This is a genomic window from Flavobacterium franklandianum (assembly GCF_007097365.1).
Taxonomy (GTDB): domain Bacteria; phylum Bacteroidota; class Bacteroidia; order Flavobacteriales; family Flavobacteriaceae; genus Flavobacterium; species Flavobacterium franklandianum.
In genome coordinates, this window is record NZ_VJZR01000001.1 from 232,167 (window position 1) to 255,496 (window position 23,330).

Sequence of the window (23,330 nt, forward strand, 5' to 3'; positions counted from 1 at the left end):
AGGCGAATAAAAATCCAATAATCAACATTTTTTTAGAAAATTCAATTTGTCATTGACTTTTCATTATTTAGAAAAATTCTAAATACAAAAGTAGTGAATATAGAATTGTTTTATAACACCCATTTCACAATTTTTAACTGTTTAAATTTATTGCCAATATGTTTTATCTATACTGATTTTTGTTAAATTGCTTTAAAATTAGCTTCAAATGAAAAAAATATTCAAAATTCTTGGGGTAACACTTTTAGTGTTTTTGGTTTATTTTGGATATACGACATATTTCAAACTGGATTTAATCTCTGGATTTTCGGCCAAAAGTATGGCTTCGGGACATTTTATCGATAATCGTTCGCAAGAACTGATTGAAAACAACGACAATGATATTCCAAAAATTGATTGGGCAAAGAATTCAATTAATGAGACGGAAAAATATGCCACTGCTACAGTTTTTGGTTTGAAAGAGCGAAAAGCCATTTACCGTGAAGGTTTGGGAGCGACATTAATCAACAATGAGTTTGATGTTTCGAAACCGTATGAAGTTCCAAAAAGAACCAAACTCAAAAATAATTTACCTTTTCCATACGGAAATAATGAGCCAAAAGACACCGTTTTTGATAATATCGATTATGCCAAATTGAATGCGGCTGTCGCCAAAGCTTTTGACAAAAAAGGTGAAATAAACAAAAGAACACGTTCGGTTTTGGTGATTTACAAAGACAAAATCATTGCCGAAAAATACGCTGAAGGAATTAACAAAAATTCTAAAATATTAGGTTGGTCGATGACCAAAAGTATTACCGCCACACTATATGGAATTTTGCAAAAACAAGGAAAAATTGATATTTATAAACCCGCTCCAATCGCCGAATGGGCAAATGATGAACGAGCAAAAATCACCATCAATGATTTGCTTCATATGAACTCTGGCTTAGAATGGGAAGAGAAATATGATAAAATTTGTGATGCCACCAAAATGCTTTTTCAAGCTGAGGATATGAGCCAATCTCAACTGATAAAACCCGCACAATTCAAACCCAACACACATTGGAATTATTCTTCCGGAACGTCTAATTTACTTTCTGGAATTTTGCGAAAACAATTCAAAACGCATCAGGAATATTTAGATTTTTGGTATTCGGCTTTGATTGATAAGATTGGAATGAACTCGATGGTGGTCGAAACAGATATGGCAGGAAATTATGTGGGTTCGTCTTACTGCTGGGCAACAACACGTGATTGGGCAAAATTTGGATTACTGTATTTGCATAAAGGCAATTGGAACGGAGAGCAATTATTTGATGAAAATTGGGCCAAATATGTAGCCACACCAACTAATGGTTCCAAGGGAGATTATGGCGCACACTTTTGGCTCAATGCCGGAGGGTATTATCCAGATGCACCACGGGATTTGTATTCTGCCAATGGGTATCAAGGGCAAAAAGTCTTTATCATTCCGTCACAGGATTTGGTTATTGTTCGAATGGGTTTAACAGAAGACGCCAAGTTTGATTTTAATAGGTTTTTGATAGAGGTTGTGGGGAGTTTAAGAGTAATTGATGATGATTCTTATTTAAAAGAAAGTTTAAGAATGATGCAAAACAAAAAATCAACCTCAAAGCACACAAAGTAAAAATCACAAAGGGCACAAAGTTCTGTAATAAACTTTGTGCCCTTTGCGTAAACCTTAGTGAACTTTGCGGTTAAAACTACAAATCAAATCCAATTTTCACGCCTAATTTGTCGGCGATAATTTTGGTAATTCGTTGTTTTAATTCTGGTATTTTGATACTTTCGATTACAGCATTCGAGAACGCGTACATCAATAATGCTTTGGCTTCTTTTTTAGGAATTCCGCGTTGTTGCATATAAAACATTGCGGTTTCGTCTAATTGTCCAATGGTACAACCGTGAGAACATTTTACGTCATCGGCAAAAATCTCTAATTGTGGTTTAGCATTAATAGTAGATTTGTTTCCTAATAAAATGTTGTTGCTTTTCTGGAATGCATTGGTTTTTTGTGCTTCTTTTTCAACGAAAATCTTTCCATTGAAAACCCCAGTAGAATTATCCGAAAAAATTCCTTTATAATCTTGAAAGCTTTCACAGTTTGGCGCAGCGTGATGCACCAAAGTATAATGATCTACGTGTTGTTTGCTACCAATAATCGTGATTCCGTTTAGCGTACTAGTCAACCTTTCGCCAAAATGATAGAAATTCAGGTTGTTTCTAGTCAAATTCCCTCCAAAACAGAAGGTCTGAACAGAAACGTGACTTTCTTGTTTTTGAGAAACGTAAGTGTTGTCAATTAAATTGGCTTCGTTATTGTCGTTCTGAATTTTATAATAATCTACGATAGCCCGTTTTTGTGCAAAAATCTCGGTAACCGAATTGGTCAAAACCGGATTTTCGTTCAAACTTTGGTGTCTTTCGATGATTTGAACGTGTGAATTTTCTCCAACAATTACTAGGTTTCTAGGCTGAGCCAAAAGTGCAGCTTCGGATCCTGTCGAGAAATACATAATTTCAATTGGTTTTAGTACAACTTTACTTTTAGGGATATTGATGTAGGCTCCTTCATTGGCAAAAGCCGTATTCAAAGAGGTTAAACTCTCTTCTTTGCTGGCAATTTGGTTGAAATAAGTATCAATAACCATTTTATATTTGGGCTTGTTTAATGCCGATGACATCAAGCAAATATCAAGTCCTTCGTGTGTCGTGGCTGACAAATTGGAACTAAAAACACCGTCAATAAAAACCACTTTATAAGTGTCTATTTCGTGGATGAAATATTTTTTCACATCCTTGAATTCAATTGAGTTTTCGTGTTTTGGAAACACTGTAAAGTCATTTTTCAAGATAGCATTTAGCGAAGTATATTTCCAAGATTCCTCTTTTTTGGTCGGGAAACCTTTATTTTCAAAGTTTTTCAAGGCCGAAGTTCTTAGATCGTGAAGTTCAGAATGAACATCTACTTGCTCTTCGAAAGCCATAAAAGACGATAGTAATTTTTCTTTTAATTCCATTAGTTTTGTTTCAGGTTTAAAGTTTAAAGTTTCAGGTTTTGCCTATTGGAACTTATTTCCTTTGAAGTCCTTCTTGTTTAGATAAGTTATAAAGTTTTTAATTTTACCACTTAAGTTTTCATAATCTTTTTTTAAAATTTCGAATCTTTGTTCGTTTATATAGTCAAAATCAAAAACTCTGTATAATTGCGATCTTGTCTCTCCCGCAGAACCTTTGGCAATAGATAAAAATTGTCTAAATTCAATATTTCCATCTCTTTCAAATCCTTCGGCAATGTTATCCATTACGGAACCTGAAGAAGATTTAATTTGTGCTTTAAATTTAAAATCCGATTTCAATCCAGTTTCAACAGAAATTATATGTATTTCTTTTGCCAACCTTCTTGATTCCTGCCAAATCTCTAAATCTTCAAATCTATTTATTGTAGCCATAATAAAAATTTATTTCAAGTTTCAAACTCCAAGTTTCTGGTCCCACAACTTGAAACAAAAAAAACCTAAAACTTGAAACAAACTAATTACGCTTCTTGTTCTTGTTTAATCCAGTCGTACCCTTTTTCTTCCAGCTCGTGAGCAAGAGACGCATCACCCGATTTTACAATTCGACCGTTGTACAATACGTGAACAAAATCAGGAACGATATAGTCTAACAATCTTTGGTAGTGTGTGATAACAATGATGGCGTTTTTGTCGCTTTTCAATTTGTTAACCCCGTTCGCAACAATTCTCAAGGCATCAATGTCTAATCCTGAATCAGTCTCGTCAAGGATAGCCAATTTTGGTTCCAACATTGCCATTTGGAAAATCTCGTTACGTTTTTTCTCTCCACCTGAAAAACCTTCGTTTAGGGAACGAGACAAAAATTTACGGTCAATTTCTAACAATTCCGATTTTTCGCGAATAAATCTCAGCATTTCGTTAGCGGGCATTTCTTCTAACTTGTTGGCTTTACGAGTTTCGTTGATAGCCGTTCTCATAAAGTTGGTTACCGAAACTCCCGGAATTTCAACAGGATACTGAAAAGATAAAAACACTCCTTTGTGCGCTCTTTCTTCGGGAGCTAATTCCGAAAGATCTTCACCATCTAATGAAATTTCACCTTCAGTCACTTCGTAGTTTTCGTTTCCTGCAATTATTGAAGCCAGTGTGCTTTTTCCAGCGCCGTTTGGTCCCATTATCGCGTGGATTTCTCCCGCTTTTACTTCAAGGTTGATTCCTTTAAGGATTTCTTTGTCGCCGATAGAGGCGTGTAAATTTTTTATACTTAACATTGTTCGTTTTGTTTATTCGTAATGACCTTTTAGTGATAAAATGTCTAATATTTCAATTGTATTCTCGTCTGTAACTTTATATATAATTCGATGTTCTTGATTTATTCTTCTAGACCATCTACCTTGTAATTGATATTTTAATGGTTCTGTTTTTCCTATTCCTTCAAAAGGATGGAGTTGAATATCTTCAATTAAGGAATATATTTTATTCAATATTGGTTTGTTGCCAGATTTTATCCAAAAATTTAAATCAGCTTTTGCTTTTGCAGAAAATTCTATTTGCATAGCTCTTTCAATTCTTCCATCGTTATTCTGACTCCTTTTCCATCACGAATACTTTGTTCAGCCTCCAAAATCTCTTTTACAAATTCAGGATTATAAGGTTTGTCTTTTTCTTCAATTTCAAAACCTAATGATTTTGCCAAAGATTTCAATACTGGAAAATCTTTTTTCTTAACGTTTCTTAAAATGAGTTCCATATCTATTGTATTTTAATAGTGTTAATTCAAATTTACAAAAATTATCCCACCGAACCTTCTAACGAAATTTCCAATAATTTTTGAGCTTCCACTGCAAATTCCATTGGCAATTTGTTCAACACATCTTTGCTGAACCCGTTTACAATTAAGGCAATGGCTTTTTCGGTTGGAATTCCGCGTTGATTGCAATAGAAAACTTGGTCTTCGCCAATTTTACTCGTCGTGGCTTCGTGTTCTATTTTGGCCGATGGATTTTTACTTTCGATGTATGGAAAAGTATTGGCGCTGCAATTATTTCCCATCAAGAGCGAATCGCATTGCGAAAAATTCCTTGCATTGTCTGCATTTGGACCAACTTTTACTAAACCTCTATAGCTATTGTGTGATTTTCCAGCAGAAATTCCTTTGGAAATAATCGTTGATTTGGTGTTTTTTCCAATATGAATCATCTTAGTTCCTGTATCGGCTTGTTGATGATTATTAGTTACAGCAATCGAATAAAATTCGCCTACTGAATTATCTCCTTTTAAAATAACCGATGGATATTTCCAAGTGATTGCAGATCCGGTTTCTACTTGTGTCCAAGAGATTTTTGCGTTTTTTTCGCACATTCCTCTTTTGGTTACGAAGTTAAAAACACCACCAATACCTTCTTTATTTCCAGGATACCAGTTTTGAACCGTTGAATATTTGATTTCGGCACCATCCATTGCAATTAGTTCTACTACTGCAGCGTGCAATTGATTTTCGTCACGACTTGGAGCGGTACAACCTTCTAAATAGCTTACATAACTACCTTCATCGGCAACTAATAAAGTTCTTTCGAATTGTCCTGTTCCTGCTTGATTGATTCTAAAGTAAGTTGATAATTCCATTGGACAACGAACGCCTTTTGGAATATAACAGAAACTTCCATCAGAGAAAACAGCCGAATTTAATGCCGCATAAAAATTGTCTTTTTGTGGGACAACCGTTCCAATATATTTACGGACTAATTCTGGATGCTCTTTTATTGCTTCAGAAATACTCATAAAGATAATGCCTTTCTCTCCTAATGTTTTCTTGAATGTTGTAGCAACAGAAACGGAATCGATAACAATATCCATCGCGACATTGTTCATCATTTTTTGTTCATCGACAGAGATACCTAACTTTTTGTACATTTCTAAAAGTTCAGGATCTACATCGTCCAATGTTTTATTTGGGTCAACTGCTTTGGGAGCTGAATAATAGGAAATGGCTTGAAAATCTGGTTTGGTATATTTTACATTTGCCCATTCCGGTTCAACCATTTGCTCCCAAGCACGAAAAGCTTCGATGCGCCAATCGGTCATCCATTCTGGCTCTCCTTTTTTAAAGGAAATAGCGCGAACGATATCTTCATTTAAACCAATTGGAAACGTTTCCGATTCTAAATCAGTATAAAACCCGTACTCGTATTCCTTGGTTTCGAGTTCAATTTTTAAATCGTCTTCTGTGTATTTTGACATATTTTTTTGTCTTAAAGTTTTTTAAAGTCTAAAATTTCAAAGCCATTTTGTCTTACGATTTTATGGCTTAGCACTTTTGACTATAGTGAAAATGATTCTCCACATCCACAAGTTCTACTTGCATTTGGATTATTGAAAACAAAGCCTTTTCCGTTTAATCCGCCTGAAAATTCTAGAATGGTTCCTGCTAAATACAGGAATGATTTTTTCTCTACGGCAATTGTTATATCATTGTCAACAAATATTTTATCGTCTTCTCCTTTGTTTTTGTCAAACTTCAAATCGTAGGATAATCCAGAGCATCCACCACTTTTTACGCCAACTCTCACGTAATCTATTGCGGCATCAAAACCGTCATCTTTCATCAAATCGATGATTTTTTTTTTGGCAGTATCAGAAACTTGTATCATAGCTTATATAGAATTTGTCTAAATAAAGGGCAAAGATATTACATTTAATGCTTTTTGTCAAACATATAACATTTTTATAACTATAATTGGATAGAAAAAGTTGATATGGCTTCCTTTATCAGTAAATGTATTTCCTAACTTTGTTTCCTATTGATTACACAAAATAACTTATGAAACTATATCCCATTGAAACCGGCAATTTTAAGCTTGACGGTGGAGCAATGTTTGGAGTTGTTCCAAAAACCATTTGGAATAAAACCAATCCTGCCGATTCAAATAACTTAATAGATCTTGCCGCAAGATGCTTGCTTATCGAAGACGGAAATCGTCTAATTTTGATTGATAACGGAATGGGCAACAAACAATCGGATAAATTTTTTGGTTATTATTCGCTTTGGGGAACGCATTCTTTGGACAATTCCTTGGCAAAATATGGTTTTCATCGCGATGATATTACCGATGTTTTTTTGACACATTTACACTTTGACCATTGTGGCGGTAGCGTACAATGGAACAAAGACAAAACAGGTTATGAAGTTGCGTTTAAAAATGCCAAATATTGGACAAACGAAAACCATTGGGAATGGGCAACTAAACCTAATCTTCGTGAAAAAGCTTCATTTTTAAAAGAAAATATTTTACCTATACAAGAAAGTGGGCAATTGAATTTTTTAAAACTTCCCGAAGCCGATTTGTTGGATAAATCAGAGCTGGGTTTCGGGATTTTCTTTGTAAACGGGCACACCGATAAAATGATGATTCCACACATTCAATACCAAGATAAAACCATTTGTTTTATGGCGGATTTGTTGCCAACGGTGGGTCATTTACCCTTACCTTACGTAATGGGTTATGACACTAGACCATTATTGACAATGCCCGAAAAATCAAAATTCCTGAATGCCGCTGCCGAAAATAATTATTATTTATTTTTGGAGCACGATGCCCACAACGAAATCATAACTGTTGAACAAACGGAAAGAGGCGTTAGGTTGAAAGATGTTTTTATTTGCGAGAATATCTTTAAATAATGTTAATTTTGTTTTGATATGTAACAAAATTGATATTTTTACGTCAAATTTTAACTTTTTTAAATTTAAACTATGAATAATTTTAGACCTATTTTTATCTCTGTCTTTGCAGTATTGGTATTAGCGGGATGTGGAGCATCAAAAAACGCTTCGAATAGCACTGCGTTGATGATTCAAGCGCCAGTAAACGTACAAAAAAAGACACCGCTTAAAGAAGCCGATTTAAACCGTTGGAGTCATTTAGACATTATAAAAGACACCATACCAGGAATGAGCGTTGATAGAGCTTATGCTGAATTACTGAAAAACAAAAAAGGTAAAAAAGTAATCGTAGGTATTGTAGATTCTGGGGTTGATATTGAACACGAAGATCTAAAAGCAGTTGTTTGGACCAATAAAAAAGAGATTCCTGGCAACGGAATAGACGATGACAAAAACGGATATATCGATGATATTCACGGTTGGAATTTCCTTGGCGATATTACTAAAGAAAATTTGGAATACGAAAGAATTATTGTCAATAAAAGCCTTGTAGATGAGGCAACCTACCAAGAAGCAAAAGCATTGAATGACAAAAAAATTGTAACCTCTACAAACGGAAAAAATCAATTAGAGAGAATGTCGTCTGATGCTACGAATGCCGATGTAACTTTGACAAAATATTTAGGAAAAGCAGGCTATTCAATCGAAGAAGTGAATGCAATTAATTCCGAAGATGCTGAGATTTCGAAAAGTAAAATGATGATTCAGCGTGTAAATTCTTTTGGAATGACTGTGCCAGAATTTAAAATAGCATTGCAAAAAGAACTTGACGGATACAATAAAGTAATTAATGGTGAGAACCTAAGCACGAATTACAGAAAAGTTTTAGGAGACAATCCAGAAGATATTACCGATACAAAATACGGAAACAATAATGTAATGGGACCAGACAAAGAAGAAATTCTTCACGGAACCCACGTTGCAGGAATTGTGGCACAAGTTAGATACAACGGATTAGGCGGAGACGGAATTTCAAATAATGTAGAAATCCTTACTGTTCGCGCTGTGCCAGATGGTGATGAGTATGACAAAGACATCGCTCTTGGGATTCGTTATGCTGTTGATAATGGTGCAAAAGTAATCAACGGAAGTTTTGGAAAAAGCTTTTCTCCACACAAACAATGGGTTTATGATGCTATAAAATATGCCGAAAGTAAAGACGTTTTAATCGTTCACGCCGCAGGAAATGACGCAAAAGATATTGATGTCGCAAACAATTATCCGAACGATTCTGATGATAAAATAAATGAATTCGCAGACAATTTAATCACAATTGGAGCTTTGAATTATGAATATGGAGACAAAGTGGTTGCAAGATTTTCTAACTTCGGAAAAATCAATGTTGACGTTTTTGCTCCTGGAGTAAAAATTTATGCTACAACACCAAACAATACTTATAAATTATTGCAAGGAACTTCAATGGCTTCGCCAAACGTTGCAGGTGTTGCCGCATTGATTCGTTCCTATTATCCAAAATTATCAGCAAAACAAGTGAAACACATTTTGATGGATTCTGGAGTTGCAATCACTACCGATGTTATCGTTGGCGGAAAAGCTACCGATGTTCGTCCTTTTGTCAATTTATCTAAATCAGGGAAAATTGTCAATGCTTATAACGCTTTGTTGATGGCTGAAAAAATGTCAAAATAATAAAATTTTAATTTTAATTTAAAAAGGAAGAGATAAAACTCTTCCATTTTCTGTTTTATCAACTATGAAAAAAATCTTTTTAATTGCTCTAATTTTAATGAGTTTTGAAACTCTTGTGGCTCAAAGTTCAACCTATTGGCAGCAACAAGTCGATTACAAAATGGACGTTGTAATGAACGTCAAAAATTACCAATACAAAGGCAAACAGGAATTAGTTTACACCAATAATTCGCCCGATACTTTAAAACGTGTTTTTTATCATTTGTACAACAATGCGTTTCAGCCTGGAAGCGAAATGGATGCTCGACTTCAAAACATCAAAGATCCAGATGCTAGAATGGTTGCCAAAACGAAAGAAAGCCGAATCAAAACTTTGAAACCCGATGAAATTGGCTATTTGAATATTTCAAATTTCAAGCAAGATGGCGTGGTTGCCAATGTAAAAACTGTGGGAACCATTCTCGAAGTGACTTTGGTAAAACCCATTTTACCCAACACGAAAACGACTTTCACCTTAGATTTTGACGGACAGGTTCCAGTTCAAATTCGTCGTTCAGGCAGAAATAATGTTGAAGGAATCGAATTGTCGATGGCGCAATGGTATCCTAAAATGGCCGAATTCGATTTTGAGGGTTGGCATGCCGATCCCTATATTGCAAGAGAATTTCACGGAGTTTGGGGGAATTTTGACGTGAATATAACAATTGATAAGGAATATATTTTAGGCGGATCGGGCTATTTGCAAAATAAAAACCAAATAGGTTACGGATATCAAGATGCAGGAATTAATGTTGTGTATCCAAAGAATACTAAAACCTTGACTTGGCATTTTTATGCGCCAATGGTGCACGATTTTACTTGGGCTGCCGATAAAAATTATCTTCATGATCTAGTCAAAGGACCTAATAATGTTGATCTGCATTTCCTTTATAAAAACAATTCAGAGATTATTGATAACTGGAAAGCTTTGCAGCCAATGATGGTATATGTAATGGATTTTTACAATAAAAAAATTGGCAATTATCCTTACAAACAATATTCTTTTATTCAAGGTGGCGATGGTGGAATGGAATATGCGATGTGTACTTTGATGCTTGGAAACGGTAAATTTGAGGGAATTGTTGGCACGGCAACACATGAGTTGGGACATTCTTGGTTTCAACATATTTTAGCATCCAATGAGAGCAAACATCCTTGGATGGATGAAGGATTTACTTCTTATATAGAAGATTTGGCATTGAATGATTTGAGGGTCAATAAAAAGGAAAATCCTTTTGAAGATTCCTATAAAGCCTATTATAAACTAATAGAATCAGGCAAAGAACAATCGCAAACTACACACGGAGACCGTTATGACGAAAACAGACCTTACAGCATTTCTTCTTACTATAAAGGTGAAATTTTCTTGACACAATTAGAATATGTGATTGGAAAAGAGAATGTATCAAAAACTTTAAAAAAATATTTTCAGGATTTCAAATTCAAACACCCAACACCAAATGACATCAAGAGAACTGCAGAGCGGATTTCTGGAGCCAACCTCGATTGGTATTTAACAGATTGGACACAAACCACCAACACAATTGATTATGGAATTAAGGAAGTAAAAGAGAACGGAAATTCTAGTAAAATTACCTTAGAAAGAATCGGTCGAATGCCAATGCCAATTGATCTTTTGGTCGAATATACCGATGGCACAAAAGAAAGCTTTTACATTCCGTTGCGTATGATGAGTTTCGAGAAAGAAAACCCATCCCGAAGTGTCGGGACTGCCATAAAAAGAACAGTTTTAAGCGATTGGGCGTGGGCAAATCAAACGTATGATTTTAGCATTTCAAAAAACAAAAACACTATCAAAAAAGTCACCATCGATCCAAGTAGATTAATGGCTGATGTGAAGCAAGCTGACAATTCTTATGAAATAAAATAGGAGGTATTTTACGAATACAAAAAAGGTCTAGCTTTTGAAGTTAGACCTTTTTTTATGCAATTTTTTATTTTCTAAGATGCTGTAACATATCCACTGTCATACTTTCTAAATCAAATTCGTGATGCCAGTTCCAATCTTCTCTGGCTGAAGAATCATCAATACTTGCAGGCCAACTATCAGCAATTACTTGACGGAAATCAGGATTGTACGAAATGGTAAAATCAGGAATATGTTTTTGGATTTCCGCAGCAATTTCGGTTGGAGTAAAACTCATCGCGGCCAAATTATAGGAAGAACGAATCTTGATTTGCTCGGCTGGAGCTTTCATAATTTGGATTGTCGCTGTAATAGCATCGTCCATATACATCATCGGCATTTTGGTTTCTGATGATAAAAAACACTCATATTTTCCATCGCTCAAGGCTTTATGATAAATATCTACAGCATAATCCGTAGTTCCACCACCTGGTGGAGTTGACCAGCTGATTAATCCTGGATAGCGAACGCTTCGAACATCAACACCAAAATGAGTGTGGTAATATTCACACCATCTTTCGCCAGATTGTTTGCTAATACCGTATACGGTCGAAGGCTCCATAATAGTGTATTGTGGCGTATTTTCGCGTGGAGTTGTTGGCCCAAAAACAGCAATGCTCGATGGCCAGAATATCTTTTTTATTTTCTTGGCTTTGGCCAAATTCAAGACGTGAAACAACGAATTCATATTCAAATCCCAAGCAAAAGCAGGATTTTTTTCGGCAGTTGCCGATAGTAATGCCGCCATCAAATAAATGTCAGTTATGTGATGCACTTCGACAAGATGCTCAATTTGATTAAAATCCAACGCATTTATGACTTCAAAAGTCCCAGAATTCACAATGTCGTTATTCAGCTTTCGAATATCAGAAGCGACAACATTTTGAGTTCCGTAAATAGCTCTAAGTTTATGAGTTAACTCTGTGCCAATTTGCCCGCAAGCACCTATAATCAGTATTTTAGGATTCATCTGAATGTTTTTTGATACACAAAGATACTGTTTTCTAGAACATCAAAATTTCCAATAAAAAGCATAAATTTTTGAAATTCAGCAGTAATAATCTTGAATAAATTCTTAATTTTCATTCTGTAATTGCAAGGAATTTGACTTTAATATATTAGATTGTTATTCTAAATGTTCGAATTCATAATTGTAAATTTACTTCGTAACTTTGCCACTTAACTTATTACGAATGAAATTTAAATATATATTTATCTTTTTGCTGATTTTTGGTTTGTTTTCTTGTAAAAACGAGAACGAAAAACGTCAAGTAGAATCCATAAAAGACATTAAAAAGAAAGAATTAATCTTTTCGATTATTGATAAAGCTTGGGTTTTTAATGCCAAACCTATTAATACGACTTCACAAGCAAACACTATTTCTTGGAAAGAATGGCGTTTATTTCTGTCCGAATTAGAACAAAAGCCAAAGAAAACAATTGGTGCTTTTCAGAAAAAATCGGCTGAACTTTCCAAAAAAGTAATGGCGTTGAATGATTTGATTCCTTTAGAATTCAACAAACCTCAAATAAAAGCCCGAATTGCCATTTTGATAACTAAAGTACGAATGTTGGATTTATACATTCATTTGAAAGATATTCCCGAACAGAAAGTGATAGCTTTGATTCCTGAAATTAATACAGAATTAGTGTCGTTGCAAAACCAAATGGACAAAATTGTGCAAAAAAGCAAAATTCCGCTCGAAGAAGGAGAATCGGATTTAATCAAAATGCTCGATTCTACAAGAGCGATACCAAATACACCACAGTTACAAGAAAACCCAAATAAGCCTCGCGTTGAGTAAAAAAAATCTATATTCGATCTACGATAATTCGCCAAAAATTAAGCAAATTGTCGATAGTTTGCAACAAGCCGACTTAAAAATCCAATTAAATGGATTGATAGGTTCGTCGCTTTCGTTTGTGGTACATTCGCTTTTCAAAAAAACCGAGAAACCGTTTTTGCTTATCTTGAATGACAAGGAAGAAGCCGCTTATTATTTGAACGATTTAGAGCAAATGATTGGCGAAGAGGATGTGCTTTTTTACCCAGGTTCGTATCGCCGTCCGTACCAAATTGAAGATACTGACAATGCGAATGTCCTGCTTCGCGCTGAAGTATTAAACCGAATTAATTCCCGCAAAAAACCGGCTGTAATTGTTACTTATCCCGAAGCCCTTTTCGAGAAAGTGGTTACGAGAAAAGAATTGGACAAAAACACTTTGAAAGTGGCTGTTGGTGACAAAATTTCTATCGATTTTATCAATGAAGTGTTGTTCGAATACGAATTTAAAAGAGTCGATTTTATTACAGAACCTGGAGAATTTTCGGTTCGTGGAGGAATTGTCGACGTATTTTCTTTTTCGAATGATAATCCCTACCGAATCGAGTTTTTTGGTAACGAAGTCGATAGCATTCGAAGCTTTGACGTAGAAACCCAATTGTCTATCGAAAAACAGAAAAAAATTACAATTATTCCCAATGTGGAGAATAAATTCTTTCAGGAAAACCGTGAAAGTTTTTTGGAATACATCAACAATCAAACAGTTTTATTTATTCAAGATGCCGAAGGTTTATTTACAAAACTAGACCGACTTTTTGCCAAAGCCACCGAGATTTTCGAAAATCTGAACGCTACAGTAAATCACGTTGAACCAAATCAATTATTTTTGAATCAGGCAGAATTCATCAAGAAAAGTTTGGATTTTTCGATTGTAGAATTAAGTTCGAAAGCGATTTATAGAACCAAAAGGGCATTCGATTTTCATATAAAACCGCAGCCATCTTTCAACAAACAATTCGATTTGTTGTTGAATAATTTGAATGACAATCATTTTAATGGGTACAAAAATTATTTGTTTTGTTCGAATGATGCGCAGGCTAAACGTTTTCAAGATATTTTTGAAACACTTGATGAAGAAAACGCTGAGAATATTCGGAAGCAATACAACACGATTGTTCTGCCCATTTATCAAGGGTTTATAGACGAAGAAAATCAATTGGCTTGTTATACCGATCACCAAATTTTTGAGCGTTATCATAAATTCAGCATCAAAAGCAACATTTCGAAGAAGCAAAATATTACTTTAAAAGAGCTGACAACTTTGACGGTTGGCGATTATGTAACCCATATCGATCACGGAATTGGACGATTTGGAGGTTTGCAAAAAATTCAGGTCGAAGGCAAAACCCAGGAAGCCATAAAACTTGTTTATGCTGATAATGATATTGTGTATGTGAGCATTCATTCACTTTATAAGATTTCGAAATACACCGGAAAAGATGGAACGCCACCCAAAATTTATAAACTGGGTTCGAATGCTTGGAAGATTCTAAAACAGAAAACCAAGGCTCGTGTCAAACATATTGCGTTCAATTTGATTCAATTGTACGCCAAAAGAAAATTAGAAAAAGGATTCCGTTTTGCGCCCGACAGTTATTTACAAAACGAATTAGAAAGTTCCTTTATTTACGAAGACACGCCAGACCAAACCAAATCTACTGCCGAAGTCAAAGCCGATATGGAAAGCGACCGACCGATGGATCGCCTGGTTTGTGGGGACGTGGGCTTCGGGAAAACCGAAGTTGCGATTCGTGCCGCTTTCAAAGCCGTGGATAATAGTAAACAAGTCGCGATTTTAGTTCCTACGACGATTTTGGCATACCAACATTACCGCACTTTTACCGAAAGATTGAAAGATATGCCGGTTTCTGTTGGTTACTTGAATCGTTTTAGAACTGCCAAACAAAAAGCCGAAACACTCAAACAATTGGCCGAAGGAAAATTGGATATTGTGATTGGAACACATCAATTGGTCAATAAAAATGTGGTTTTCAAAGACCTTGGATTGTTGATTGTCGACGAGGAACAAAAATTTGGCGTCAACGTAAAAGACAAACTTAAAAGCATTGTTGCCAATGTCGATACTTTAACCTTAACGGCAACGCCAATTCCAAGAACTTTGCAGTTTTCGTTGATGGCGGCACGCGATTTGTCGGTGATTACAACACCTCCGCCCAATCGTTATCCTATCGAAACGAATGTAGTTGGTTTTAGTGAAGAGCTAATTCGGGATGCGATTTCGTATGAAATTCAGCGAAACGGACAGGTTTTCTTTATCAATAACCGAATTGAAAATATTAAGGAAGTAGCGGGAATGATTCAGCGATTGGTGCCTGATGCCCGAGTTGGAATTGGTCACGGCCAGATGGAAGGTCGCAAACTCGAGGAATTGATGTTGGCTTTTATGAACGGCGAATTTGATGTTTTGGTGGCAACAACCATTATTGAAAGCGGTTTAGACGTTCCCAATGCGAACACGATTTTCATCAATAATGCGAATAATTTTGGACTGTCCGATTTGCATCAAATGCGGGGTCGTGTAGGTCGAAGCAACAAAAAAGCATTTTGTTATTTTATTTGTCCGCCTTATTCTGCGATGACCGATGATGCCCGAAAACGAATTCAGGCTTTGGAACAATTTTCGGAATTGGGAAGCGGTTTTAATATTGCGATGAAGGATTTGGAAATTCGTGGAGCAGGAGATTTATTAGGTGGCGAACAAAGCGGTTTCATCAATGAAATTGGTTTTGATACCTACCAAAAAATTATGAACGAAGCCATCGATGAATTGAAGGAAAATGAATTCAAGGATTTGTATGAAAACGAAGATAGCGGAGTCGAAAAAGAATATGTCAAAGACCTGCAAATCGACACTGATTTTGAGTTGTTGTTTTCGGATGAATACATCAATAATGTTACGGAGCGATTGAGTTTGTACAACGAATTAGGCAATATGACCAACGAAGAAGAATTAATTGTTTTCCAAAATAAATTAATTGACCGTTTTGGTCCAATGCCGCCACGAGCACTTGCTTTGATGAATAGCATTCGCATCAAATGGATCGCCACCAAAGTGGGAATCGAAAAATTGGTTATGAAAAAAGGGAAGATGATTGGCTATTTTGTGGCAGATCAAAACTCGGATTTTTATACTTCGAAACGCTTTCAGCAAGTGATTCAGTTTGTGCAAAAAAACAGCAGTATCTGTGTAATGAAAGAAAAACAAACGCCAGCTGGATTACGATTATTGTTGACTTTTGATAATGTAAAAACGACAAGAAGGGCTTTTGAATTGATGGAGATGTTGGGGAAATAAAAAGTAAAACTTTTCTACCTCTTCACTTCCTCAATCAAATAAAAAATTGATATGATTTTTTAATATTTGAAAATGAAATAGTTAGTTAAATTTTAAGATTTGTTTTTAAAAGCCAATCAAAATAAATACATTTGTTATACTAAAATTTCAAGTTATGAATTTAGCCACCAGAAAATATAATTTCATTCAAGAGTTGACTACGATTGACGAAAGTTTGTTGGAAAAACTTGAAATTATTTTAAAAACCAGCAAAAAAGATTGGTTTACTGATTTGAATTCAGAAGAAAAACAAGAAATTGAAATCGGTTTAAAGCAAGCAGAAAACGACGAATTTATTAGTCACGAAACTGTAATGAATAGATTTGCCAAATGGCATTAAAGAAACAAAAAAAAGCTTCCAGTCATCTAAGAGGCTGGAAGCTGTTAATATATTTAGGATAAATATTAATTCTTCAAATCCTTAATTACTTTAAATGCCACATCTACTTCGTCTTCGCTTACTAAAATAGTAAATTCATTCGAAGTTGATATTACTTCATTGATGATGATTCCTTCCCAAGCCAATCGTTGAAAAATAAAATAATATATTCCTGGAACCACGATATTTTCTTTGGGTAATTTAACGGTGATAGAAGCTAGGTTTTCTAGTTTTTGAATCAACTTTTCATTTACAAAATGTTTGTCAACAAGGTGGTTGACACTGTTGCTTACTACAATATTGGTTTCGTTTACACCACGTGATGAGGTATAAAAAATATCTGAAAAGGTATTGATATCGGTAATTAAATCGGCTTGCTTGTTTAAAACAGTATCCGATGCTGCAAAGGTATAATCTGTCAATGCAGAGCGGACGGTGATTTCGCCAATGTTTTTTATTACTTTATTGATTTTGTGGTTGAGCCTAAAATCCAGTTCTTCGGTAAGTCTTTTTAGCGCCATTACAACTGCGCCTTGTTTTACTTCTTTGCCAAATTCAGACTCCAATTCGACCATAATATTTCTGGACAACGAAGTCAGATTGATAATTCCAAGCGACAAAGCATTCAACAAAAAAGGCTTTGTTTTGATGTAATTTTCTACAATTGAGGAAACTGTTTTCATTTTTTAGTTGTGTTTTTTTTAAAGAAATCACCGTTTTGTTTCGGAAGATTTAGAATATAAAAGCTACGATTTCTTAGAGTGTTGTTTGTAAACCTTTTGCAAATATAAATAAAAAAACAATTTGTTACAAATCAAACAATAATAAATTTTTTAAAAATGATAAAAAGCATCCATTATATGTTCAATGCCAAAAGTTTTACCTTCTTTATGAACGGCAATGATGTCAAACCGCACCTCCATATCTAAGTCATTTGAAATAACGTATTCGTTTACGGCCTTGACTAAAAGTTGAATTTTCTTTGGCTTTACGAAGTCTTGAGGTAAACCAAAATCGAGTGAAGAACGTGTTTTTACTTCAATAATGGCAAGCGTATTTTCTTTTTTGGCAATAATATCGATCTCGGCTTTCTGGAAAGCCCAGTTGGTTTCTAGAATTTTATAACCGTTTTTTTGAAGAAATTCAACTGCTATTTTTTCTCCAAGTTTTCCTAAATCGTTGTGGTCGGCCATTTTTAAAGTTGGAAGTTAGAGGTTAGAAGTGATGTGTTACTCGAAAATCAGTTTTGAAGTTTTTTCATTTAATTTTAAAGAGACTTGTTTGCCAAAAATCAAGGCTCTATTATCCCGAAAATGTCCCGCCGGAAAATTATATAGGATGGGAAACGAGTATCCTTTGGTTACATCTTCGATAATTTGGTTGGCGTTTTTCCCCCAAGGAATGTCGTTGTCCTTCATTTTGGTCATCGTGCCAACGATTAAACCATTCAAACCATCAAAGCATCCGCAACGTTTCAGGCTCATCATCATTCGGTCGATGTGGTACAAATATTCGTCTAAATCTTCGATGAAAAGTATTTTTCCTTTGCAATCTATTTGTGCATTCGAACCCATCAAGCTGTATAAAATAGATAAATTTCCGCCCACAATTTCGCCTTTGGCATTGCCAAGTCGGTTTGCGCTATCAAAAGGAATTTCATAATTCAGGCTTTCGCCAAAAAGGGATTTTCGCAAACTTTCTATCGATTCTGTGCTGGCTTTTGCCACAGTTATTGGCATTGCGCCATGAATGGTGGCAATGTTTAAATTGTTTATATAGCTGTGAATTACGGTTACGTCGCTGAAACCAACAATCCATTTTGGATTTTTTTTGAATTTTGTAAAATCCAATAAATCAATCATACGAACTGTTCCATACCCACCACGAACACACCAAATGGCTTTGATGTTGGGATTGTCTAATTGTTGCTGAAAATCTGCTGCTCGTTCGGCATCAGTTCCTGCCAATTGATTGTTGTCCAATCCAATAGTGTTTCCAATTAGAACTTCCAATCCCCAACTGTGCAATAAATCTATGGCGGGTTTCAAGTTGTCGTCGATGTTTTTTCGGGCTGTTGCGACTAGGGCTATCGTATCTCCTTTTTGTAAACTAGGCGGAATTTTCATGGGTATTTGGGCTTGAATGTTGGCAGATTGAAAAATAAAAATTAGGAATAGCAATTTATAAAAAACAGCGTTACCATTTATGTACGAAAATTGAATAGTACGCATATTTTAAAAATGTAAATTAATTTACTCTTGATTTTTTACAATTAATCTAATACAAATATATTTTTTTATTGTGAAGTAGCTTATTCTACCAAGAATTTTTTAACAATTGATTGTTGTCCCGAATTAATTTTGGCAAAATAGATTCCGGAAGGAAAATCAATGTTCATTTTGGTTTCGCCAATGAATTTTTGCGAAAACACTTTTGCTCCAATTGTATTGTATATTTCGATGGTTGCCTTTTCGTTCACACCCGAAATGGTAATCGATTTTTTGGCAGGATTTGGATAAAGGTTCACTTTCAAATCAACAAAATCATTGGTCGATAAATTCGAATACCAAACCTGACCTACTTTTGATCCCCAAATATAATTGGCCAATTCGGGGTAATCAACAAACGGATTTCTATTGATTTGCCAAGTGTAAATGTAATTATTTCTATTCATTTCGAAATCATCTGATGGGTCTAAAGTATTCCAAGTTAATAAGGAAGCCAAATCGCCCAATTGTCCCACGGTTGTGTCAGCAATATCGCCATTGACAACGCTCAAAGCATTATAACGAACTGCCATATAAAACACGGAACGAGCCACATCGCCTTTCCACGAACCCATTGTTCCGCTTGGTCCATTATAACCTGTTAACCCATAATCTTTATTGCTGCGCAAACTGTTTTGGGCTCCGTCTTCGGCACGAAGGTGATGCGCATCGGCGTGACCAGCTAGAATATCATTGGCATTTGTCGACAACCAAATGTTTATTCCATCAGGGATACTCTCCGTTCCATCAGTGTATCCACCACGCGATTGTGGGTAAATGTGTTCGCGATTCCATTTTCCGGTATTGATTCCCGTGTCTTGAAATTCTAATTTGGAACGTGATTCTTCGACATACATTAACCAAACTTCGTTGCTATTTAAAGGGTTTTGATCCGCGGTTTTTAAAATTTCGATAATATCTCCATAATTATGAGCGTGAACTACGGCTGGATTGGCAATAATATCTTGAATGGCTTGTTTTAAAGCTGCTCCAGAAAGGCCTTCGAGGGTAGCGTAATAGTCTGTAGGCGCTGTGCTAGAAACGATTTCATGAGTTGGATTTAAGGGGGTTCCAAACGGAGCAACGGAAAAATCATTGTCGATAACACGGATTTCGATATTGTCATTGAGTCGTTTGTATTGGGATGGAATAGTGCTAAATTTAATTTTTAAAATCTCATCACCTTCGTCAAACAAATCGTCTGTAAGCGTTATGGTTGTTGTAAAAGTATTGGAACCCTCAGGAATGAAAACGGTGGTGCTCCCAGTAAAATCTGCTGTTGTGAAAGCCGAATTATTTAAAGTAAAATTAAGTGTCAAATCACTGTTTACATTCGTTTGGGTTGTGAATGTAATAGCAAAATTATCTCCTTCTTTTTTGTCGGCGGTATTCGCAGTTATTGTTATTCCGTTGAAAATGATACCACTTCCGTCATTATTAGCTCCGGGAGTTGGGTTTTTAGTTTCGTAAGTTCCGTCGTTTTTTCTTTGAACGGATTGTGTGGTTTGAAGGCTATTTTGTCCTTCATTATATTGCGCAGTAACTCCTAATAAATTCATTAAGGCTGTCGCATCGGCATCATTCGTGTCATACATCAGCGCATCGATAAGGTTCGTGGTCGTTGCCAATGTGAATTCTGGGAAATCGGATGCATTTCCTAGATAAATTCCAACGCCATCGGCACCGTTTTGGATGATGTTGTCTGGAAATAATTTGTCTGGAGCAGGCGAAACCAGTGAGCTTCCAATTAGAATTATTCCATTGGCATCGGTGGTCAATCCGTCTAAATCTAAGGCGTAATAACTTTGATTTGCAGTTGTAGAACCGGGATTTCCGTTGAAGAAAACCAAAACATATCCGTCAAGCGGAAAATTAGGCGTAGTTGATTTTAGTTCGATAAATTCTCTATCGTCAGTACTCGGTGTATCGGAATCGAGTTCGTTGATGACGATTTGTGCAGCCGCAGTATAGCTAAAAATAAAAAGGAGTAGGGCAAAGATATTTTTCATTTGATGAGATTTAGAGAATAAAAAAGGCTCCCTAAAATGTGGAAGCCTTTTAGAATTATTATTTAAAAAAATTAATTTACTGTGATATTATCCAGTTGCATATTTGTTGTTAATACCGGAGTTGAAATTCCTGACCCAGTATATTCAAAAATAAAATAACCGTTACCAGTTACAGTTGCTGGAATAGTATATACACCACTATTTGTAAATGTTGCTGTTGCTGAACTTGCGGTTGAAATCGCAAAATTAGAGGTAATATTTACTAAAGTCGCATCGCTAATTTGACCACCTGGAACATAATTTGTGCTATAATACACTTTTAATGTTTCGCCTACATAAAATCCTGTTCTAGTTTGAAAAGAAAGTGTATTGGCAGCAGTCATGTTAACAGGAATAATAAATAATGTTCTATTGTTTTCAGCTGGATTGCCAAAAGAGGACATTTCTATATATTTGTTGCTACTTGCAGTTCTTGTTCTCCAGGTTTTTGACCCAATTACAGGATCATTTATGTATTTAGGAAAATTATTTTGACCAGTTGTTGCTGAACCAGAGGTGTAGCTTTCAAAATTTTCTGTAAAAGCCCCCAAATATTGAATGTTGGTACCAATAATAGGAGGATTAACATCTGCACGTGGGTTGACTAGTTTAATGTCGCTTTCGTAACGAACAACAAACTGAAAATCGGTGTTAAATTTTGATAAAACACCACGGATTTTGCCACTTCCTGAGGGAACTTGTTTTCCTGTAAATGGCGCAAAACTACTGAATCGAATAATTCTCTGTGGCCCTCCTGTTGTGGATGTTAGCAAATGATTCGTTGCTCCTCCACCAGAATCAACATCAAAATAAGTTCTATTAATTGATCCGTCTGTAAATTGAACTAGATTTAATTCTATTAGCGTATTTTGGTTCGCATCAGTATAAGCTTCAGCTAATGTTAATGTTCTAACAAATGAATCTTCTGCTGCTTTGGTTGCCGATGGAAATAAATGATTCTTCCATTCAAATTCTGAAATTCTGCCCACAGTTCCTTCATATAAAGAACCTATTTGTAGTGAACCATAAACTTTTGCTATGTACAATCCTTTCAATTTGATAAAAACTTTTCGTCCAGGTGTAAAGCCTTTACCATAAAGTGTAGTTGCATTTATTGGAACACTAAAACCTATTGGTGTAGCACCATCAGTAGGTATTGTTTGAAATGAAATTGATTTGTAAAATGTTCCAGCCTCGTCGTTTGAAGTTACATACCCCTCGATAATATCATCGGCAGTGTATTCAATAATTGGATTTGCTGTAGATGCTGCAATAGATGCTGCGGTATTTACTGCTGCAACGGTCGTAGTTGATGTTAACTCGTAGGTGGTTAACGTATTCTCTGGAGTTGAATAATCATCACTATTGACACAGCTTGAAAAAATCCCTGAAGAAATAGCTACTATTAATAATGATTTTATAAATATATTTTTCATGATAATTGTAATTTATTGTTTTGTGTAAATTCTAATGTCATCCACTTGATAGGAGCCATCTAGAGTAGTGTTGGTTCCTGAACCTTTTACTTTAAATGCAATATTGATTTTTCCTGTATAAGAAGACAAATCTATTTCACCAGAAATTACATACTCAAAATACGGACTTGAGGTTGTTGGTAATTTGGCAGTAATGGGTTGCCAATTGGCCGTTGTTAAATTATTGCCATTATAATCTGTAGCTATAAAAACTTCCAAAGAATTGGCGCCTGACGACACATAACTTTGATTGGCTCGAAATTGCAATGTTGCACCTTCAACGGCATCCATATTTATAGCAGGGGATATTAGCCAACCAATGTTTACTGCATCATTAGATTGATAAGAACTGAATTCTGCATAAGGATTACCAGAATGAATTTGTGTTTTCCATTTTGCGTTACCAACTTCGGCAATATTACTCCAACCTTCTAAATTTAAAATAGTATTGTCAATAGCACCTTTTGAAAAATCTTCAGAAAACACTAATGGATTAAAGTCAGGATTTTTTATATCGTCTTCAGGAGAGCAAGAGGTTAATAAAAGAAAAATTATACAACCTAAAATGGGTAAAAAATTATTTGTTTTCATAGTATATTT

Annotated in this window: 21 protein-coding genes; 7 read left to right on the plus strand and 14 right to left on the minus strand. The window is 35.3% G+C overall.

The genetic code is table 11. From position 1 onward, the window contains the following. Positions 1-208: 208 nt before the first annotated feature. The gene (locus FNW17_RS01095; RefSeq protein WP_144070681.1) at positions 209-1,630 is read left to right on the plus strand and encodes a serine hydrolase domain-containing protein; all 1,422 of its coding nucleotides are present in this window, start codon (positions 209-211) and stop codon (positions 1,628-1,630) included. A gap of 76 nt (positions 1,631-1,706) precedes the next feature. On the opposite strand, the gene sufD is transcribed toward FNW17_RS01095, so the two are convergent. From sufD to FNW17_RS01130, 7 genes are all read right to left on the minus strand, one after another. Then, positions 1,707-3,023 carry a Fe-S cluster assembly protein SufD gene (gene sufD, locus FNW17_RS01100; RefSeq protein ID WP_144070682.1) on the minus strand — a complete coding sequence of 439 codons (1,317 nt, stop codon included), beginning with the start codon at positions 3,021-3,023 and terminating at the stop codon, positions 1,707-1,709. A 42-nt stretch (positions 3,024-3,065) separates the two neighbouring features. Next, a complete protein-coding gene (locus tag FNW17_RS01105) occupies positions 3,066-3,455 on the minus strand; it encodes a four helix bundle protein (protein ID WP_144070683.1) in 390 nt (129 codons plus the stop codon). An 86-nt stretch (positions 3,456-3,541) separates the two neighbouring features. Next, the gene (gene sufC / locus FNW17_RS01110; RefSeq protein ID WP_144070684.1) at positions 3,542-4,294 is read right to left on the minus strand and encodes a Fe-S cluster assembly ATPase SufC; all 753 of its coding nucleotides are present in this window, start codon (positions 4,292-4,294) and stop codon (positions 3,542-3,544) included. Between the two features lie 12 nt (positions 4,295-4,306). Further along, a complete protein-coding gene (locus tag FNW17_RS01115) occupies positions 4,307-4,579 on the minus strand; it encodes a Txe/YoeB family addiction module toxin (protein WP_144070685.1) in 273 nt (90 codons plus the stop codon). Next, positions 4,570-4,773, minus strand: a complete 204-nt coding sequence (locus tag FNW17_RS01120) for a DUF2683 family protein (protein ID WP_144070686.1) — start codon at positions 4,771-4,773, stop codon at positions 4,570-4,572. The genes FNW17_RS01115 and FNW17_RS01120 overlap by 10 nt, the downstream gene beginning before the upstream one ends. 41 nt (positions 4,774-4,814) lie before the next feature. Then, on the minus strand, positions 4,815-6,263 hold the full coding sequence (sufB, locus tag FNW17_RS01125; RefSeq protein ID WP_144070687.1) for a Fe-S cluster assembly protein SufB: 1,449 nt from the start codon (positions 6,261-6,263) through the stop codon (positions 4,815-4,817). Between the two features lie 80 nt (positions 6,264-6,343). Continuing rightward, positions 6,344-6,673, minus strand: a complete 330-nt coding sequence (locus FNW17_RS01130) for a HesB/IscA family protein (RefSeq protein WP_144070688.1) — start codon at positions 6,671-6,673, stop codon at positions 6,344-6,346. A 170-nt stretch (positions 6,674-6,843) separates the two neighbouring features. On the opposite strand from FNW17_RS01130, the gene FNW17_RS01135 reads away from it, so the two are divergent. The 3 genes from FNW17_RS01135 to FNW17_RS01145 all read left to right on the plus strand — a co-directional run bounded on the left by FNW17_RS01135 (position 6,844) and on the right by FNW17_RS01145 (position 11,326). Beyond that, on the plus strand, positions 6,844-7,704 hold the full coding sequence (locus tag FNW17_RS01135; protein WP_143391238.1) for an MBL fold metallo-hydrolase: 861 nt from the start codon (positions 6,844-6,846) through the stop codon (positions 7,702-7,704). A 72-nt stretch (positions 7,705-7,776) separates the two neighbouring features. Further along, a complete protein-coding gene (locus FNW17_RS01140) occupies positions 7,777-9,396 on the plus strand; it encodes a S8 family peptidase (RefSeq protein WP_144070689.1) in 1,620 nt (539 codons plus the stop codon). 64 nt (positions 9,397-9,460) lie between these two features. Beyond that, positions 9,461-11,326: a M1 family metallopeptidase gene (locus FNW17_RS01145; RefSeq protein ID WP_144070690.1), complete on the plus strand. Its 1,866-nt coding sequence runs from the start codon at positions 9,461-9,463 to the stop codon at positions 11,324-11,326. A 64-nt stretch (positions 11,327-11,390) separates the two neighbouring features. Here FNW17_RS01145 and FNW17_RS01150 read toward each other — a convergent pair whose 3' ends face one another. Beyond that, the gene (locus FNW17_RS01150) at positions 11,391-12,332 is read right to left on the minus strand and encodes an L-threonine 3-dehydrogenase (protein WP_143390032.1); all 942 of its coding nucleotides are present in this window, start codon (positions 12,330-12,332) and stop codon (positions 11,391-11,393) included. A gap of 223 nt (positions 12,333-12,555) precedes the next feature. Here FNW17_RS01150 and FNW17_RS01155 point away from each other — a divergent pair, with 223 nt between their 5' ends. The 3 genes from FNW17_RS01155 to FNW17_RS01165 all read left to right on the plus strand — a co-directional run bounded on the left by FNW17_RS01155 (position 12,556) and on the right by FNW17_RS01165 (position 16,901). Further along, entirely contained in the window at positions 12,556-13,167 is a 612-nt protein-coding gene (locus tag FNW17_RS01155) for a hypothetical protein (protein WP_143390033.1), read from the plus strand. Beyond that, positions 13,160-16,522: a transcription-repair coupling factor gene (gene mfd, locus FNW17_RS01160; protein WP_144070691.1), complete on the plus strand. Its 3,363-nt coding sequence runs from the start codon at positions 13,160-13,162 to the stop codon at positions 16,520-16,522. The genes FNW17_RS01155 and mfd overlap by 8 nt, the downstream gene beginning before the upstream one ends. A gap of 154 nt (positions 16,523-16,676) precedes the next feature. Then, complete coding sequence (locus FNW17_RS01165) at positions 16,677-16,901, plus strand: hypothetical protein (protein ID WP_144070692.1); 225 nt, start codon at positions 16,677-16,679, stop codon at positions 16,899-16,901. 65 nt (positions 16,902-16,966) lie between these two features. Here the strand turns inward: FNW17_RS01165 and FNW17_RS01170 are convergent, their stop codons facing one another. The 6 genes from FNW17_RS01170 to FNW17_RS01195 all read right to left on the minus strand — a co-directional run bounded on the left by FNW17_RS01170 (position 16,967) and on the right by FNW17_RS01195 (position 23,321). Further along, entirely contained in the window at positions 16,967-17,623 is a 657-nt protein-coding gene (locus tag FNW17_RS01170) for an aspartate kinase (RefSeq protein ID WP_143390039.1), read from the minus strand. A 150-nt stretch (positions 17,624-17,773) separates the two neighbouring features. Then, positions 17,774-18,133 carry a YraN family protein gene (locus tag FNW17_RS01175; RefSeq protein ID WP_143390040.1) on the minus strand — a complete coding sequence of 120 codons (360 nt, stop codon included), beginning with the start codon at positions 18,131-18,133 and terminating at the stop codon, positions 17,774-17,776. A gap of 36 nt (positions 18,134-18,169) precedes the next feature. Continuing rightward, the gene (locus tag FNW17_RS01180) at positions 18,170-19,171 is read right to left on the minus strand and encodes a S66 peptidase family protein (protein WP_235892944.1); all 1,002 of its coding nucleotides are present in this window, start codon (positions 19,169-19,171) and stop codon (positions 18,170-18,172) included. Positions 19,172-19,251: 80 nt separating this feature from the next. Next, on the minus strand, positions 19,252-21,216 hold the full coding sequence (locus FNW17_RS01185) for an endonuclease (RefSeq protein ID WP_143390041.1): 1,965 nt from the start codon (positions 21,214-21,216) through the stop codon (positions 19,252-19,254). 71 nt (positions 21,217-21,287) lie between these two features. Beyond that, the gene (locus tag FNW17_RS01190) at positions 21,288-22,691 is read right to left on the minus strand and encodes a DUF5689 domain-containing protein (protein WP_143390042.1); all 1,404 of its coding nucleotides are present in this window, start codon (positions 22,689-22,691) and stop codon (positions 21,288-21,290) included. 12 nt (positions 22,692-22,703) lie between these two features. After that, a complete protein-coding gene (locus FNW17_RS01195) occupies positions 22,704-23,321 on the minus strand; it encodes a choice-of-anchor J domain-containing protein (protein ID WP_144070693.1) in 618 nt (205 codons plus the stop codon). Positions 23,322-23,330: the final 9 nt, after the last annotated feature.

Bases quoted from the DNA above. Each gene is read 5' to 3' on its own strand.
- FNW17_RS01120 (WP_144070686.1), bottom strand. From the start codon at position 4,773: ATGGAACTCATTTTAAGAAACGTTAAGAAAAAAGATTTTCCAGTATTG.
- FNW17_RS01145 (WP_144070690.1), top strand. From the start codon at position 9,461: ATGAAAAAAATCTTTTTAATTGCTCTAATTTTAATGAGTTTTGAAACT.
- FNW17_RS01190 (WP_143390042.1), bottom strand. From the start codon at position 22,691: ATGAAAAATATATTTATAAAATCATTATTAATAGTAGCTATTTCTTCA.
- FNW17_RS01135 (WP_143391238.1), top strand. From the start codon at position 6,844: ATGAAACTATATCCCATTGAAACCGGCAATTTTAAGCTTGACGGTGGA.
- FNW17_RS01180 (WP_235892944.1), bottom strand. From the start codon at position 19,171: ATGCGTACTATTCAATTTTCGTACATAAATGGTAACGCTGTTTTTTAT.
- FNW17_RS01095 (WP_144070681.1), top strand. From the start codon at position 209: ATGAAAAAAATATTCAAAATTCTTGGGGTAACACTTTTAGTGTTTTTG.
- sufB (WP_144070687.1), bottom strand. From the start codon at position 6,263: ATGTCAAAATACACAGAAGACGATTTAAAAATTGAACTCGAAACCAAG.
- FNW17_RS01140 (WP_144070689.1), top strand. From the start codon at position 7,777: ATGAATAATTTTAGACCTATTTTTATCTCTGTCTTTGCAGTATTGGTA.
- FNW17_RS01185 (WP_143390041.1), bottom strand. From the start codon at position 21,216: ATGAAAAATATCTTTGCCCTACTCCTTTTTATTTTTAGCTATACTGCG.
- FNW17_RS01115 (WP_144070685.1), bottom strand. From the start codon at position 4,579: ATGCAAATAGAATTTTCTGCAAAAGCAAAAGCTGATTTAAATTTTTGG.
- FNW17_RS01195 (WP_144070693.1), bottom strand. From the start codon at position 23,321: ATGAAAACAAATAATTTTTTACCCATTTTAGGTTGTATAATTTTTCTT.
- FNW17_RS01170 (WP_143390039.1), bottom strand. From the start codon at position 17,623: ATGAAAACAGTTTCCTCAATTGTAGAAAATTACATCAAAACAAAGCCT.
- FNW17_RS01150 (WP_143390032.1), bottom strand. From the start codon at position 12,332: ATGAATCCTAAAATACTGATTATAGGTGCTTGCGGGCAAATTGGCACA.
- FNW17_RS01105 (WP_144070683.1), bottom strand. From the start codon at position 3,455: ATGGCTACAATAAATAGATTTGAAGATTTAGAGATTTGGCAGGAATCA.
- sufD (WP_144070682.1), bottom strand. From the start codon at position 3,023: ATGGAATTAAAAGAAAAATTACTATCGTCTTTTATGGCTTTCGAAGAG.
- FNW17_RS01130 (WP_144070688.1), bottom strand. From the start codon at position 6,673: ATGATACAAGTTTCTGATACTGCCAAAAAAAAAATCATCGATTTGATG.
- FNW17_RS01155 (WP_143390033.1), top strand. From the start codon at position 12,556: ATGAAATTTAAATATATATTTATCTTTTTGCTGATTTTTGGTTTGTTT.
- FNW17_RS01165 (WP_144070692.1), top strand. From the start codon at position 16,677: ATGAATTTAGCCACCAGAAAATATAATTTCATTCAAGAGTTGACTACG.
- sufC (WP_144070684.1), bottom strand. From the start codon at position 4,294: ATGTTAAGTATAAAAAATTTACACGCCTCTATCGGCGACAAAGAAATC.
- FNW17_RS01175 (WP_143390040.1), bottom strand. From the start codon at position 18,133: ATGGCCGACCACAACGATTTAGGAAAACTTGGAGAAAAAATAGCAGTT.